The organism is Vibrio metoecus (assembly GCF_009665255.1).
Taxonomy (GTDB): domain Bacteria; phylum Pseudomonadota; class Gammaproteobacteria; order Enterobacterales; family Vibrionaceae; genus Vibrio; species Vibrio metoecus_B.
Genome location: NZ_CP035687.1, coordinates 1,010,495 through 1,025,152 on the forward strand (window position 1 = coordinate 1,010,495; position 14,658 = coordinate 1,025,152).

The 14,658-nt window shown below is 46.5% G+C and carries 10 protein-coding genes; 8 read left to right on the forward strand and 2 right to left on the reverse strand.

Annotated features, from left to right (window positions below; genetic code table 11):
- The 7 genes from EPB59_RS17870 (at nt 1) to EPB59_RS17900 (ending at nt 9,820) form a co-directional block, all read left to right on the forward strand.
- The gene (locus EPB59_RS17870) at nt 1-1,161 is read left to right on the forward strand and encodes an ABC transporter permease (RefSeq protein ID WP_055050409.1); all 1,161 of its coding nucleotides are present in this window, start codon (nt 1-3) and stop codon (nt 1,159-1,161) included.
- Entirely contained in the window at nt 1,161-2,870 is a 1,710-nt protein-coding gene (locus EPB59_RS17875) for a dipeptide ABC transporter ATP-binding protein (protein WP_154174162.1), read from the forward strand. The genes EPB59_RS17870 and EPB59_RS17875 overlap by 1 nt, the downstream gene beginning before the upstream one ends.
- Before the next feature lie 403 nt (nt 2,871-3,273).
- The gene (gene kdgR / locus EPB59_RS17880) at nt 3,274-4,068 is read left to right on the forward strand and encodes a DNA-binding transcriptional regulator KdgR (RefSeq protein WP_000151010.1); all 795 of its coding nucleotides are present in this window, start codon (nt 3,274-3,276) and stop codon (nt 4,066-4,068) included.
- 305 nt (nt 4,069-4,373) lie between these two features.
- Nucleotides 4,374-6,284, forward strand: a complete 1,911-nt coding sequence (locus EPB59_RS17885; protein WP_154174164.1) for a methyl-accepting chemotaxis protein — start codon at nt 4,374-4,376, stop codon at nt 6,282-6,284.
- A 15-nt stretch (nt 6,285-6,299) separates the two neighbouring features.
- Nucleotides 6,300-7,973, forward strand: coding sequence for a pyridoxal phosphate-dependent decarboxylase family protein (locus tag EPB59_RS17890; protein WP_154174166.1), 1,674 nt, complete (start codon nt 6,300-6,302; stop codon nt 7,971-7,973).
- Nucleotides 7,974-8,168: 195 nt separating this feature from the next.
- Complete coding sequence (locus tag EPB59_RS17895) at nt 8,169-9,305, forward strand: D-alanyl-D-alanine carboxypeptidase family protein (RefSeq protein ID WP_055050413.1); 1,137 nt, start codon at nt 8,169-8,171, stop codon at nt 9,303-9,305.
- A 167-nt stretch (nt 9,306-9,472) separates the two neighbouring features.
- Nucleotides 9,473-9,820 carry a helix-turn-helix domain-containing protein gene (locus EPB59_RS17900; protein ID WP_000422467.1) on the forward strand — a complete coding sequence of 116 codons (348 nt, stop codon included), beginning with the start codon at nt 9,473-9,475 and terminating at the stop codon, nt 9,818-9,820.
- A 105-nt stretch (nt 9,821-9,925) separates the two neighbouring features.
- On the opposite strand, the gene EPB59_RS17905 is transcribed toward EPB59_RS17900, so the two are convergent.
- The gene (locus EPB59_RS17905) at nt 9,926-10,360 is read right to left on the reverse strand and encodes a hypothetical protein (RefSeq protein WP_055050414.1); all 435 of its coding nucleotides are present in this window, start codon (nt 10,358-10,360) and stop codon (nt 9,926-9,928) included.
- Between the two features lie 214 nt (nt 10,361-10,574).
- Here EPB59_RS17905 and EPB59_RS17910 point away from each other — a divergent pair, with 214 nt between their 5' ends.
- On the forward strand, nt 10,575-11,294 hold the full coding sequence (locus EPB59_RS17910) for a carbonic anhydrase (RefSeq protein WP_154174168.1): 720 nt from the start codon (nt 10,575-10,577) through the stop codon (nt 11,292-11,294).
- Between the two features lie 395 nt (nt 11,295-11,689).
- Here EPB59_RS17910 and gcvP read toward each other — a convergent pair whose 3' ends face one another.
- Nucleotides 11,690-14,554, reverse strand: coding sequence for an aminomethyl-transferring glycine dehydrogenase (gcvP, locus tag EPB59_RS17915; RefSeq protein WP_154174170.1), 2,865 nt, complete (start codon nt 14,552-14,554; stop codon nt 11,690-11,692).
- Nucleotides 14,555-14,658 lie beyond the last annotated feature (104 nt).

The following is a 14,658-nucleotide window of genomic DNA, read 5'->3' on the forward strand; positions in this document are numbered from 1 at the left end:
ATGACAACCTCTACGATTCAAAGGGTCGGCCGCCTGTTTAGCCGTAAAAAGAAAGCACTGGATCTCTCAACAGCAACTCAGTGGCAGTTAATTGGCTTAAAAATGCGCCAACATAAGCTGGCTTGGTATAGCTTGTGGTTTCTGGTCATCGTGTATTTTATTGCTCTGTTTGCTGAGTTTTTTGCCCCGTTTCAACCAAGTGATAACTGGCGTCGTTTTACTTATGCGCCACCACAAGCGGTTAGTCTGTTTGAGCAAACGGATGCGGGTTGGCGTTGGGCACCTCATTTGGATCTCTATACCAGCAAAACTGACCCTCGGAGTTTGAAACGATATTACGATCTGAATCCGGATAAAAAGGCCTATTTTTCTTTCTTCGGAAAGACAGAAAGCTATGAGCTACTAGGATTCATTCCATTCAGCTACAAATTCATAGTTCCTAAAGATCCTAAAAAGCCGTTCTTCATCTTAGGTTCTGACCGCATGGGACGTGATTTGTTATCTCGCCTCATTTATGGGGCGCGAATCTCGCTCTCGGTTGGTCTGATGGGGGTATTCACTACGTTTGTGCTGGGTATCTTGATCGGTGGCATTTCTGGATACTTTGGTGGTGCGATTGATAACTTTATTCAGCGCAGCATCGAATTCATGAAATCCATCCCGACATTGCCATTGTGGATGGCGTTGTCAGCCTCCTTACCGGCACAGTGGAGCTCATTAACCAAGTATTTCCTCATCACCATTATTCTTGGCCTCGTGTCATGGCCTGATATGGCTCGTGTGGTACGCAGCCGATTTATGTCTCTGCGTAACGAAGAGTATGTTGCCGCAGCATGGCTGGATGGTAACAGCCCATTTGAGATCATCCGCCGTTACATGGTGCCCAACTTCCTCAGCCACATCATTGCGGTGGTGACTTTGGCGATCCCAGCGATGATTTTGGGTGAAACCGCGCTCAGCTTCTTGGGCTTAGGCTTGCAAGCTCCGATGGTCAGTTGGGGTGTATTACTGCAAGAGGCACAGAATATCCGAGCACTGGCAGATGCCTCTTGGCTACTCATTCCAGCAGTAGCGGTTGTCGTCGTGATATTGGCAATGAACTTTGTGGGAGATGGTCTGCGTGATGCCTGTGACCCATACCATGATCAGGGAGCAAAATAATGAATAATAAAATTCTACAAGTCATCGATCTGAATGTGAGTTTCCCAACCAGTACCGAGCACTTTCATGCGGTGAAAGGGGTATCGTTTGATCTGTATCGTGGTGAAACGCTCTCGGTGATCGGTGAATCAGGCTCTGGTAAATCCGTGACTTCTTCAGCGATCATGCAATTGTTGGATAGACCTGGTCGAATTGACTCAGGCAAGATTCTCTATACCACAGAGACCAATGAAACCATCGACATCGCGCAAATCGATCCTCGCAGTGCTGAAATGCGTTTATTGCGCCGCTTTAATTTCTCACTGGTATCGCAAGAGCCGATGGCGGCATTAAGTCCAGTACATACGGTTGGCGATCAGATTAAAGAAGTGTTGTGCTTGGTTGAGCCAAACATCAGCAAAGAAAATGCTCACCAAAGAGCGATTGAGCTGCTCTACCAAGTGCAAATGCCGGAGCCAGAGAGCCTCATCAATAAGTATTCGTTTGAGTTATCAGGCGGGCAGCGCCAACGGGTTGTGATTGCTATGGCGATCGCTTCTCGCCCTGATATCTTGATTGCGGATGAGCCGACGACTGCGTTGGATGTGACCACCCAAGCGGAAATCCTGCACTTATTCGACAAGCTCCAGCAAGAGATTGGTATGGCGATTTTGTTTATCACTCATGATCTTGGTGTGGTGGCACAGATTTCAGATCGTGTCGCAGTAATGGAGAAAGGGGTACTCGTTGAATGTGGTGACGTTCGACAAATCTTTGAAAACCCGCAACATCCTTATACCCAGAAATTGATGAAAGCCACTCGCGCGTTAGAGAAACCATCCAAAGTCAAAGTGCCTTACGCAATGCGAGAAGAGAAGAGTAATCAGCCCATTCTCGACTTACAGGGTGTCACTAAAACTTTTGAAAAACCGGCCAAAATGTTCCAGAAAAAGAGCTGGATGACGGCTGTTGATAATGCTGATCTTACTCTCTATCCAGGAGAGTCTCTGGGTATTGTGGGGGAGTCAGGGTCTGGAAAAAGTACACTTGGTCGTGCCATCTTAGGGATGTCTCCGGCGAGTTCTGGCACCATTCTTTATGTCGATGGAAAGAGTGAAACTACCATTGAGCTTGCTAGTTATAAACGACAGGTGCGTGATCCTCTGTTTGCTGACATGCGTTTGATTTTTCAGGATCCGTGGTCGTCACTGAATCCAAGAATGACCGTATTCGATATCATTGAAGAACCACTGACCAAACTGCGTACCGAAATGAATAAAACGCAGCGTGAAGAACGAGTACGTAACATCATGAAGTGGGTTGGTTTACCACCGGAATTTTCAAGCCGTTATCCACATGCCTTTTCTGGTGGTCAACGGCAACGAATCGTGATTGCTCGCGCATTGGTGACGATTCCGAAAGTGGTCATTGCTGATGAAGCCACTGCTGCATTGGATGTATCACTACGTTCACAAGTCTTGGACTTGCTGATTGAGTTTCAAAATATCTATGGCACCGCGTTTATTTTGATCACTCATGATATTGCAACAGTAAAGTATTTTTGCGATCGAGTGCTTGTCTTACAACATGGCAAAATTGTTGAGCAAGGCAGCGTGGATGAAGTGATATTTAACCCACAGCAAGCGTATACCAAACAATTGATCTCTGCGGTTCCTATTGCCGAGTTGCCACCTGAGGCCGTTTATCACTACGCCATGGGAAGTTGTTAAACCTCTTCGCTTGCGGCCTATATTGTTCAAAAACGCGAATATAGGCCGCAAGCCGATTTCTGAAAATGCCAACGATTGTGCTTTAAGAAAATTTATTAAGGTTATTTTTGATAACTGGATGCATAACTTGCCTTGTGCTTTGGTTCTCTATCAATTTGTTATTGAAGTAATTTGTGCTCAAAAGCTCGTAAAATTCACAAATTGTGTTAATTCGGGCGAGAAAAAAACAAAAAAATCGAACTCAGGTCTGTTTTTTTGTAGAACATTATTTTAGATTGGCACCTGACATTGAAACCAGTTGAATTGTTTGAACTAAATAAAAGTCGGTGATTTGGGCCGTTTTTGGTAGGTCATAGCAAAGTTGAGCATGTCAAAAGCCGGAATTTAGTAATAGGTATAAAAAATGACAATTGATAAACAACCTGAATCTGTTTCATCGGTAATGAAAACCTTTGGTATTCTTCAAGCACTAGCAACTCAGAAAGATATTGGTATCAGTGATCTAGCACAGCGTCTGATGATGTCTAAAAGTACGGTTTACCGTTTTTTACAGACGATGAAAACGATGGGCTATGTTTCTCAAGAAGGTGAAACGGAAAACTACTCACTGACATTGAAACTGTTTGAATTAGGGGCTGCGGCCTTAGAATATGTTGACTTGGTTGAACTGGCGGATGTGGAAATGCGCCGAATTTCAGATTTAACCATGGAAGCACTGCATTTGGGTGCTCTTGATGGGGATGGAATCATTTATATCCATAAAATTGATTCTAAATACAACCTGCGTATGCAATCTCGCATCGGACGCCGCAATCCGCTTTACTCGACTGCAATTGGTAAAGTGTTGCTTGCCGAGCGTAACGAAGAGGAAGTGCGCCAAATTTTGGCTGATGTAGAGTTTACTCAATCCACCGAAAATACACATAGCGATGTAGATTCATTGTTGAAAGAGTTGCCTGTTGTTAAAGAGCAAGGTTTTGCTCAAGATAATGAAGAGCAGGAAGTTGGACTTCGTTGCCTAGCTGTACCCGTTTATGATCGTTTTAACCGTGTGGTTGCTGGCATGAGTGTTTCACTGCCAACCATTCGTTTTACTGAAGAAAAGCAGGTTGAGTATGTGCAAGAGCTGCACCAGGCTGCGGCACGTATTTCTGCGAAACTAGGGTGTGCTGAATACCCTTATTTAAGTCAAAAATAAGCACTAAACGCTTTATTGATGGTGACAAGAGCAGCTTCTGGCTGCTCTTGTACTTTTCCTTTCTATGACGCTTTATCGCATAAAATTCACGAATGAAAATTATGTTGATATTCATGGTTTTAATTCATCTTTGTTCTCCTGAGCGTTTGAACTTTCTGTGATAGATCTTGCATATCTTCAATCTATGCACCAAGTTTTAATGGTTGGCTAGGTGGCCCTCGTGTCATTTCTTTCAATTACTCTAAGACACGATCCCACCTGAAGAGGAACCGCAATTGAATGCATGAAAAACGGCAGGGGGAGTCATGACTCTAGGATTCAAAGCAAGAATTTATACCAGCGTGGTTATTCTAGTGACCATATCGCTGGTTATTCTAGGTACTATCAATATGTTATCTCTTAAGCGAGAGATGATTGATTCATTAACCACCGAAACACAAAACAAGCTCAACTATCATGTTTCTGAACTCGAATTTTGGGTAAAAAGTCGCTACGAAGCGGTATCTCGTGGTGCGAAACTGTTTAATCCGCAGCTTTCCGATGCAGATAACCTCAACCAAGTCCGTTTATTAGCTGAAGCAGCCCAAATCACCAATGTGATTGTGGCCTATGAAGATGGCCGTTCTTACATGTCGTTGGATAAAGAAGGGGGCATAACCAGCGATCGATTTAAATTTACTGAACGAGATTGGTATCAGCAGGCGAAAAGTCGTCGTAGCTCCTTTTTAACGGAAATTTACCAAGATCAGGTGACGGGTAAGAAAGTCATCAGTGCTGTCACTCCTATTGTGAATCAAGGCCGATTTGTTGGGGCTTTGCTGGGTGATATCCAACTGGATGATATCATCACCCAAGTGAGTAACATGCGCTTTGCTGGTGGTGCCGCGACGCTGACTGACAAAAATGCAGTGTTTTTTGCCAGTGACGATCCAACGGATATTGGCCGTACGCCTTCCCAAGTTAGCCCCTCATTCCGTGAAATGGAAGAAGGGTTCCATCGTCAAGAAAGTGGTCATCTCTCCTTTCCTTATTTGGGGATTGAGTTTGATGGTTATTACAAACGTGTAAACCTGACCGATGACATGTATTGGACCTTGATGGTGTTTGTCGATAAAGGTACGGCGCTAGCGGATGTGAACGTTGCGGTGACAAATGCTGTGACCACAGGGATTGTTTTGATTGCGATCAGTGTTGGGGCGATCATTCTCATCATCAATCAAATCTACAAACCTTTACTGCGTTTAAAAGCAGCGGTGCTGGATTTAGCACAGGGTAGTGGTGATCTCACCCGTCGGCTTGAGGTGAATGGGAATGATGACTTGGCGCAGATCAGTGCGGGCTTCAACCGATTTTCATCTAACCTACAAGACATGATGTTGCAAATATCCGATGCCACACAAGTGATTTCAAGCAGCATCGAGCAGCTAAGCCATACCGCGAAAGAGAATGAGCAGATGTTGATTACTCACTCTTCGGAAACGGACCAAGTCGTCACTGCCATTACACAGATGAGTGAAAGTGCGCGTACTGTGGCAGAAAGTGTTACCCAGTCGAATCAAATTACGGATGCGGCGAGTAAAGAAGCACAACAATCACTGGTGATTGTAAATAACGCGGTTTCAACCGTGACTTCTTTGGTCAATGATGTGGAAAAAATGTCGGAAAGCATCACGAGCATGAACCGTGATGCGAACAAAATCAGTGAAGTGCTGAGTGTGATTGGCGCGATTTCTGAACAAACCAATCTACTGGCCCTAAATGCGGCGATTGAGGCGGCGCGAGCCGGGGAGCAAGGTCGCGGGTTTGCGGTGGTTGCGGATGAGGTTCGCGCATTAGCAGCGAGAACACAAAATAGTACTACGGAAATTTCCGATATGCTGACCAAGCTACTAGAAGGCACCGACAGCGTTGTAGTGGCAATGGATCGAACAAAACAACAATGCCAAACCACGGCGGATAAAACCTCCGAAGTGTCCGGTAGTTTGAACATGATGAGTTCGTCAGTCAGTGATATTGACGATCTGAGTACGCAAATTGCTGCTGCAACCGAGGAGCAAAGTACGGTGGCGGCTGAACTAAGCCGTAACATGCTGTCGATTCGGGAGATTGTTGAGTCTTTGGTGGTCAGTGGACGCCAAACGGTGGGGGCGACCGAATCGCTTTCTCAATCTAACCATGACCTAGAGCAACTGGTAAGCAAGTTCAAACTGCGTTAATTAGGGTGTTTTATCATGAGTCATGCGTTATCAGATAGCTGGTTGGCTTTGCAAGCCAACCAGCTTCATCCTCGTTTTGAACAGCACTATTGTGCAGTCAAAGCGAAGTTTTTCTCACGTGATCCTGAACTATGGCCGTTATATCGCTCATTAGAGATTCAGCCTCTGCTACATTCACGTCGAGAAACACCAGCGGTTAACCACCACTTATTAAAATTGCTTACCACGCGAGATGAAGTTCCACGTTTTTCACGCTATCAGGGAAAACCGTTTGATGAAGTTGCGTTGTATGCGGCGCAGCATTCGAAGAACTGGGACGATCCAAGATCGGTCGAGAATGTGATTTCAACGCCCTGCGATCCTGCTATTCACGGTGGATTACTGGCAATGATTGCCAACCCCAACTTAGTGTACGGCGAATATTCCGGTATGGCGGCTGAGCTAGAAAAGCTAGTGGTGCGGCAAATTGCCTCGTTGGTGGGGTATTCAACGGAGCAAGCAACGGGCATTTTTACGCAAGGCGGCACTTTCTGTAATTTGTACGGTTATCTTTTGGGGCTGCGTAAAGTAATACCAGAATCGATCTCTAAAGGGATCGCGACACGCACGTTCAAAATGTTTAATTCAGAAGCAGGACATTACTCGAATATGACCAACTTGGCTCTGTTGGGAGTGGATGTTCAATCACAGGTGATCCGAGTTCGTGTGACAGACAATAATGAAATGGATCTGAACGATCTCCATCGACAACTGAGTCAGTGCTTCGAGCAACAACAATTGGTTCCAACGATTATGCTCACATTTGGTACCACAGATACTTTCGCGCTAGATGATGTCAAAGCCGTGTATGATTTGCGTGAATCTCTGTGTCATCAGTATGCCATCTCGCGTCGACCCCATATCCATGTCGATGCGGCAGTCGGGTGGCCCCTGCTTTTTTTCGCTAGTTACGATGTGCAACGCAACCCTTTAGCGATTAATCCCGCAACATTGGCAGCATTCACCGAATGGTTGCCTAAAATTCGCGCGTTACAGTGGGCTGACTCCTTTACTGTCGATTTCCAAAAATGGGGTTATGTCCCTTATACCTCCAGCTTGGTGATGGTGAAAAATAGCCATGACATGCAATCGTTGAAATCGGATCCGAGTTATTTTTCGTATTTTGAAAGCACAAGGCAGCAAGAGACGCATTTGCAGGCAACGATTGAATGCTCGCGTAGTGCGGTGGGGGTTTTTGCCGCGTATTCCGCATTACAAATGATGGGGATTGAAGGCTATCAAGTAATCTTGGCGCACGGTTTACAAAACGCGAGTTATTTACGCGCACAACTGGCAACACTTCCCCACTGTAAACTGATTGCCGAGCAAAACCATGGTCCAAGTGTTGCTTTTCGCCTTTATCCGCCGAATGTTAAATCAGCGCGTGAAGCGTTTGCTTTAGAGATGGATCTCAGCCAGCATCCCGACTATGTTGAAAAATTAGTCACGCACACCTTGTACCACCGGCATCATTTTTTAGAGCGTAAGGGAAAATCACTCAACAGCAACTGGGTAGAGTCATTAACCCGTACGCATTATGATCGTGATGGTCGATGTTTGCATTTACCGGGTGAAAAAGTGGTGCTGATGAATCCGCATACCACGCGCACTCACCTCGATGCCTTTATGAACGACATCAGCCGCCGATGATCACGTTGTTAGAGATTGACTGCGTGGAAATATCGCCAATTGGGGCGGATATGTAACACAATGTAAGTATCTGAAGAACAACTGTAAGAGTTGGTAAAGAGAAGCTGTGCTGGTGTCGCAGTTAGTTATACTGCGGGCTTGGTATTTATTGGGGGACACATTATGACCAGCACCAAGTTTCTCGTTAGGTTTTCCATGGCTTGCATGGCGTTTGTGCCAACGTTAGGTTTTTCTGCCCTGACAGTGATTCCTGAGCCACCACAGTTGGCTGCAAATGGATATGTTTTAATCGATTTTCATACTGGGAAAATTCTGGTCGAACACAATGCTCATCAAAAACTCAATCCTGCCAGCCTAACCAAATTAATGACTTCGTATGTCGCTGGACAAGAGATGAAGCGTGGCAATATTCACGCGGATGACCAAGTGCGGATCAGCAACAATGCCTGGGCAAAAAAATTCCCAGACTCATCAAAGATGTTCATTGAAGTAGGTACTTACGTCAACTTGATGGATCTTTACCGTGGATTAATCGTGCAGTCGGGTAATGATGCTAGTGTCGCGATTGCTGAGCATGTCGCAGGCTCCGAAGGGGCGTTTGTGAGTTTAATGAACTCATGGGCGCTGCAACTGGGGATGAACAATAGCTCGTTTGCGAATCCACATGGGCTAGATAACCCGAATTTGTATAGCACACCCTATGATATAGCTCTGCTCGGACAAGCGATTATTCGTGATTTACCGGAAATCTATACCCTCTATAGTGAACCGTCATTCACTTATAACGGTATTACGCAATATAACCGTAACGGTCTACTGCGTGATGGCAGCATGAATGTGGATGGGATGAAAACGGGTTATACCAGTGGTGCGGGTTACAGTTTGGCCAGTTCAGCAACCAACGGGGAAATGCGCTTAATTTCCGTCGTTATGGGGGCTAAAAGCGTTAAAATTCGTGAGGCAGAAAGCAAGCAGTTACTCAGTTATGGTTTTCGATTCTTTGAGACAGTGAGCCCTCATCAAAAGGATAGCGTGGTTCAAAGTCAGCGGATTTGGTACGGAGACAAAAATGAAGTGGCGTTAGGCAGCAAAGAAACGGTGTACCTGACTCTGCCTCGAAATGATGTCAAAAAACTCAATGCGGTGATTGAGCTAGACAAAACGTTAGAAGCTCCGATTAACAAAGGCGATCTGGTTGGATCCATTATCTACTACATTGATGATGAGAAAGTTGGGGAGGCTCAGTTGGTGGCGCAAGAATCTGTTGAGCAAGGTGGTTTCTTTAAGCGTTTATCTGACTGGTTCAAGTTGCTTTTTGCAGGTTGGTTTTAGGCTGACGATTCCAGTCTATCGATAATTATCTCACTACAAACTGGGAGTTTGATCCCAGTTTGTAGCCTGACGATCAACATACATCGCAAACTCACATCAGTTTGACACGCGCCACAGCAAATTCTGGCATTCTGCTTGCCATTCACAACCACGATGAGGAGGCTGAAATGGAACTGAACCAAGAAGACCGTAATGCACTGTACGATGTTTGGATGACAAAAAAAGCCAAAATGCATATGACCCAGATGGAAATGACCAAACGTCTTGGTGTGAGTCAGGTTGAGTTTTCAGATCTGCTGAGAGGCGATGCGCCGCTTTCCATGTCTTTTGTGAGCCGTTTTTGCCAGCATTTACATGTTGAACCGCACAACGTGTTGCCGACCTTAAAACGCAAAGCACGGGCTGGTGAAAAATTAGTGCATTTACAAAACCGAGTGACAGTGGATGGGGATATCAAGCGGGTATATGTTGAAGGCAATCAAGTCATTATCGAATATACTCACCTCGCCAAATAGTTGCCTTTGTTTCTCGGCGCCCCTCAAGCAATATTTTCTATTCCAGAACCTGAAATTGCAGCCAATAGTGCTGCAATTTCAAGCGGTAAGATCACTTCAACTCGTTTATCGTTCAGCGTAACGGTACAGCAATTCCGTCAATTGCGTTGACCACGCTAGCGCGCTTTCAGGTTGTGCAGCAATCAGCTTTTCAACTTCAGCACAATGGGTTTCTAGATCAACAGTTTGTTCTAGATGGAAAGCAATTGCATAGAAATGCCACATGAGTAAGCGAGTCATGCGCTGAGTATTTTGCATGGCTTGATCTGTTCCTTCAAACAGGCTAGGAAGATCACCAAGGGCAATCGCATGCATTTTTACCATCGCATCAATGTGAGCCATATGGGCTTTTTCTTCGCCTTCAAATTCTTCGTCATCAAAGTGATACAACTCACGCAAAATGTCTTCACTGATCAAACGATGTAAAATGCGTAAGCTGAATTCAGTCAGCTCTTCTTTGTCCATCGCACGAATGCATTGATAGGTGTAGTCTCGCTCCATGGAGTTACTCTTTTCTTAGTCAACAGAATGAAACATTGTAAAGCCTTTTTTAATGAGTGCCAGTCAATCTTATTTGAGTAAGTTGTCGATTACATTCGGCCGTGATGAGTTTCTAGAATCTTATATTTCGAACATATTCATTTTGTCTGCCAATACTATTCTGCATCATGTCAAACCTGAATCATGAATTAATCAACCATTTAAGTGAGGGACTATGAAAAAGACAGCGTGGGTATTAGCGATGGCGGCCAGTATGAGCTTCGGTGTACAGGCTTCCGAATGGGGGTATGAAGGAGAGCACGCTCCGGAGCATTGGGGCAAAGTAGCCCCGCTTTGTGCAGAGGGTAAAAATCAAAGCCCGATTGATGTCGCGCAAAGCGTTGAAGCGGATCTACAGCCTTTCACGCTCAATTATCAAGGGCAAGTGGTTGGGCTGCTCAATAACGGGCACACTTTACAAGCGATAGTTAGTGGTAATAACCCACTGCAGATTGATGGCAAAACGTTTCAGCTTAAGCAGTTTCACTTTCATACCCCTTCTGAAAATTTGCTAAAAGGAAAACAATTCCCACTGGAAGCGCATTTTGTTCATGCCGATGAGCAAGGCAATCTGGCGGTTGTTGCGGTGATGTACCAAGTGGGTTCGGAGAATCCGCTGCTTAAGGCTCTCACGGCGGATATGCCGACCAAAGGGAATACGGCTCAACTCACGCAAGGGCTCCCTTTGGCTGATTGGATCCCGGAATCGAAGCACTACTATCGTTTCAATGGCTCATTGACTACGCCGCCTTGCAGTGAAGGTGTACGTTGGATTGTGTTAAAAGAGCCAGCACATTTGTCGAATCAACAAGAGCAGCAGCTTAGTGCCGTGATGGGACATAATAATCGACCCGTACAACCGCATAATGCTCGTCTTGTCTTGCAAGCCGATTAAATACAAGGCTTAGCAGCCATAAAAAATGGCGTCCAAGAGGACGCCAAAATCTTCGCAGAAATTAAATTCACAGAAGTTAAATTGGGATGAGAAAAGTCTCACAACAGAGATAGTAAGCCGAGGAGTTACTATCTCTTTACTGCCGGATTAAAGATTAAATGCACTATTTGACGAGATGATGTCTGTTTTGCTGCGATTTGATGACGTCCTGAAAATAAATGCATTATCCCCAAACTACTTGGAGTTGTAGGTAGGCGGCAAGTGAGTTCATCCCCATGAGCATAGGCAGCTAGGTGATTGGGGGGAACGAGAGTAGCCAACACCGCTGCAGCTTCAAATAGGAAGGGAATAAAAAGGCGAGCACTCTGGCTCGCCTTTACTAAACAGATTACCGATTAGTCTTGATAACTGTCAATGCTTGGGCATGAACAGACGAGATTACGGTCGCCGTACACGTTATCGACACGGTTCACCGTTGGCCAGTATTTGCTGGCTTTGGTGTGTGCCGATGGGAAGCAGGCGATTTCACGTGAGTATGGACGATCCCAATTCTCTTCGCGCAGATCGGCTTGGGTATGTGGAGCATGCACTAGAGGGTTGCTTGCAAGCGGCCATTCGCCATTTTTCACTTTGTCGATTTCGCCACGAATCGCAATCAATGCATCACAGAAGCGATCCAGCTCCGCCAAATCTTCCGATTCCGTTGGCTCAACCATTAAGGTGCCTGCGACAGGGAATGACATAGTTGGCGCATGGAAGCCATAGTCCATCAAGCGCTTCGCAATATCTTCTTCGCTAATTCCGGTTTCTTCTTTCAGAGGACGGATATCGATGATGCACTCGTGCGCAACTCGACCATTCGCACCACGGTAAAGGATCGGGTAGTGCGGACGCAGACGCTCCATCACATAGTTGGCATTCAAAATCGCGAGCTTGGTGGCTTCAGCCAGACCTTCTGCACCCATCATCGCAATGTAGGCCCAAGAGATCGGCAGAATGGACGCGCTGCCAAGATCGGCTGCGGAAACCGCGAAATCAGAGCCTTCTACGCCACCTTCAATGTGTCCTGGTAGGAAAGGCGCTAGGTGCGATTTCACACCGATAGGTCCCATGCCTGGGCCGCCGCCGCCGTGTGGAATACAGAAGGTTTTGTGCAAGTTCAGGTGTGATACGTCTGAGCCGATAAAGCCCGGCGAGGTCAAGCCCACTTGCGCGTTCATGTTTGCGCCATCAAGGTAAACTTGACCACCTGCTGCATGCACCATTTCACACACTTCACGCACTTGTTGTTCATACACACCATGCGTTGAAGGGTAGGTGATCATGATGCTGGAAAGATTGTCTTGGTGCTTTTCAATCTTGTCTGCAAGGTCAACCATATCAATGTTGCCGTTTTCATCGCATTTCACCACCACGACTTTCATCGACACCATTGCCGCTGTGGCTGGGTTTGTGCCGTGTGCTGAGCTTGGGATGAGGCAAACATTGCGGTGGCCTTCGCCGCGGCTTTGGTGATAACGCTGAATCGCCACTAAACCTGCATATTCACCGGAAGCTCCAGAGTTGGGTTGCAGTGAGAAAGCATCATACCCCGTGATTTCACACAGTTTTTGCTTCAGGTCTTCAGCCAACGCCGCATAACCCGCAGCTTGTGCTTTTGGTACAAACGGATGCAGTGCGCCAAATTCAGGCCAAGTGACAGGGATCATCTCCGCAGTGGCGTTGAGCTTCATAGTACAACTGCCCAGTGGGATCATGCCGTGAGTCAGAGAGAAATCTTTGTTTTCCAGATGCTTCATATAACGAAGCATCTGAGTCTCACTGTGGTGTGTGTTAAACACAGGGTGAGTCAAAAACGCGCTTTGGCGACGGCAACTTTCTGGAATCGCTGCGAGTTCATTGGCAGCAATGCTGTTTGAAAGCGCATGAACATCTTCTTTAATGCCAAAGATGGCAAATAGTGCTTCAACGTCTGCCACTGTCGTGGTTTCATCAAAGCTCACGCCAAGCTGATTAGGTAGCTTACGCAAGTTGATGTCTGCTTGTTGCGCAGCTTGGTACAGAGCATCGGTTTTTGCGCCCGCATTGATCGCCAGCGTATCAAAGAAATGCTGATGCGCCAGTTCGTAACCCGCTTTAGTTAAGCCAGCAGCAAGAATCGCTGTGAGGTGGTGAGTGCGTCGCGCAATGGTACGTAGACCTTGTGGGCCATGGTACACCGCATAAAACGCGGCCATGTTGGCCAACAGCGCTTGCGCGGTACAGATGTTTGAGGTCGCTTTTTCGCGGCGAATGTGCTGCTCACGGGTTTGCATTGCCATACGCAATGCTTGATTGCCTTTCGCATCAATCGAAACGCCGATCACACGTCCCGGCATCGTGCGTTTGTGCGCATCACGTGTTGCCATGAAAGCCGCGTGTGGACCGCCGTAACCCATAGGCACACCAAAGCGCTGTGCTGAACCAATCACCACATCAGCGCCCATTTCACCGGCAGGTTTGAGCAGCACGCTGGCAAGTAAATCGGTCGCCACGGTGACTAAGGTTTTGTTGGCTTGTGCTTTGGCGATGATGTCAGTCAGATCGCGCACTTCACCGGTTGTACCCGGGTATTGCAGCAGTGCGCCAAAAGCTTCTTGTTGAGTGATGTTGTCAATCGAATCGACTTTTACCTCAAAGCCAAGGAATGCTGCGCGAGTTTTCACCACTTCAATGGTTTGTGGATGCACGTCATCGGCCACAAAGAACAGGTTGCTTTTGCTCTTGCCTGCGCGTTGACACAGTGCCATCGCTTCGGCCGCCGCTGTCGCTTCATCCAGTAGTGACGCGTTAGCAATTTCCATCGCGGTTAAATCCATCACCATCTGCTGATAGTTGAGCAGAGATTCAAGACGGCCTTGCGAGATTTCTGGCTGATAAGGGGTGTAAGCGGTGTACCAGCCCGGGTTCTCCATCACGTTACGTAAAATGACGTTGGGCGTGAAGGTGTTGTAGTAACCCTGACCGATGAAAGTACGTTTAAGCTGGTTAAGCTTAGCGAACGATTGGATGGTCGCCAGCATGTCAGCTTCGCTTTGAGCTGGTGCGAGCTGCATTGGCGCTTCTAAACGGATTTGTGTAGGTACGGTTTGGGCGATCAGCGCATCCAAACTTTCCGCATTCACCGTTTTAAGCATGGTGGCTTGTTCTTGTTTATCTGGCCCGTTGTGGCGTGCAACGAACTCATTTTGTGTGCTTAGGCTGTGAAGTAATTCTGTCATTGTCCTTTACCTTCTTTCCATGTGAGCATGCGAACAACCTTGGTGGAATCACCACTCACTTGGCGATCAAACATCACTCATTTGCGGTGAGTGACTTTGAAAAA

Excerpts from the sequence above, each read along its gene's own strand:
- EPB59_RS17870 (WP_055050409.1), top strand. The coding sequence starts at position 1 with ATGACAACCTCTACGATTCAAAGGGTCGGCCGCCTGTTTAGCCGTAAA.
- EPB59_RS17875 (WP_154174162.1), top strand. The coding sequence starts at position 1,161 with ATGAATAATAAAATTCTACAAGTCATCGATCTGAATGTGAGTTTCCCA.
- kdgR (WP_000151010.1), top strand. The coding sequence starts at position 3,274 with ATGACAATTGATAAACAACCTGAATCTGTTTCATCGGTAATGAAAACC.
- EPB59_RS17885 (WP_154174164.1), top strand. The coding sequence starts at position 4,374 with ATGACTCTAGGATTCAAAGCAAGAATTTATACCAGCGTGGTTATTCTA.
- EPB59_RS17890 (WP_154174166.1), top strand. The coding sequence starts at position 6,300 with ATGAGTCATGCGTTATCAGATAGCTGGTTGGCTTTGCAAGCCAACCAG.
- EPB59_RS17895 (WP_055050413.1), top strand. The coding sequence starts at position 8,169 with ATGGCTTGCATGGCGTTTGTGCCAACGTTAGGTTTTTCTGCCCTGACA.
- EPB59_RS17900 (WP_000422467.1), top strand. The coding sequence starts at position 9,473 with ATGGAACTGAACCAAGAAGACCGTAATGCACTGTACGATGTTTGGATG.
- EPB59_RS17905 (WP_055050414.1), bottom strand. The coding sequence starts at position 10,360 with ATGGAGCGAGACTACACCTATCAATGCATTCGTGCGATGGACAAAGAA.
- EPB59_RS17910 (WP_154174168.1), top strand. The coding sequence starts at position 10,575 with ATGAAAAAGACAGCGTGGGTATTAGCGATGGCGGCCAGTATGAGCTTC.
- gcvP (WP_154174170.1), bottom strand. The coding sequence starts at position 14,554 with ATGACAGAATTACTTCACAGCCTAAGCACACAAAATGAGTTCGTTGCA.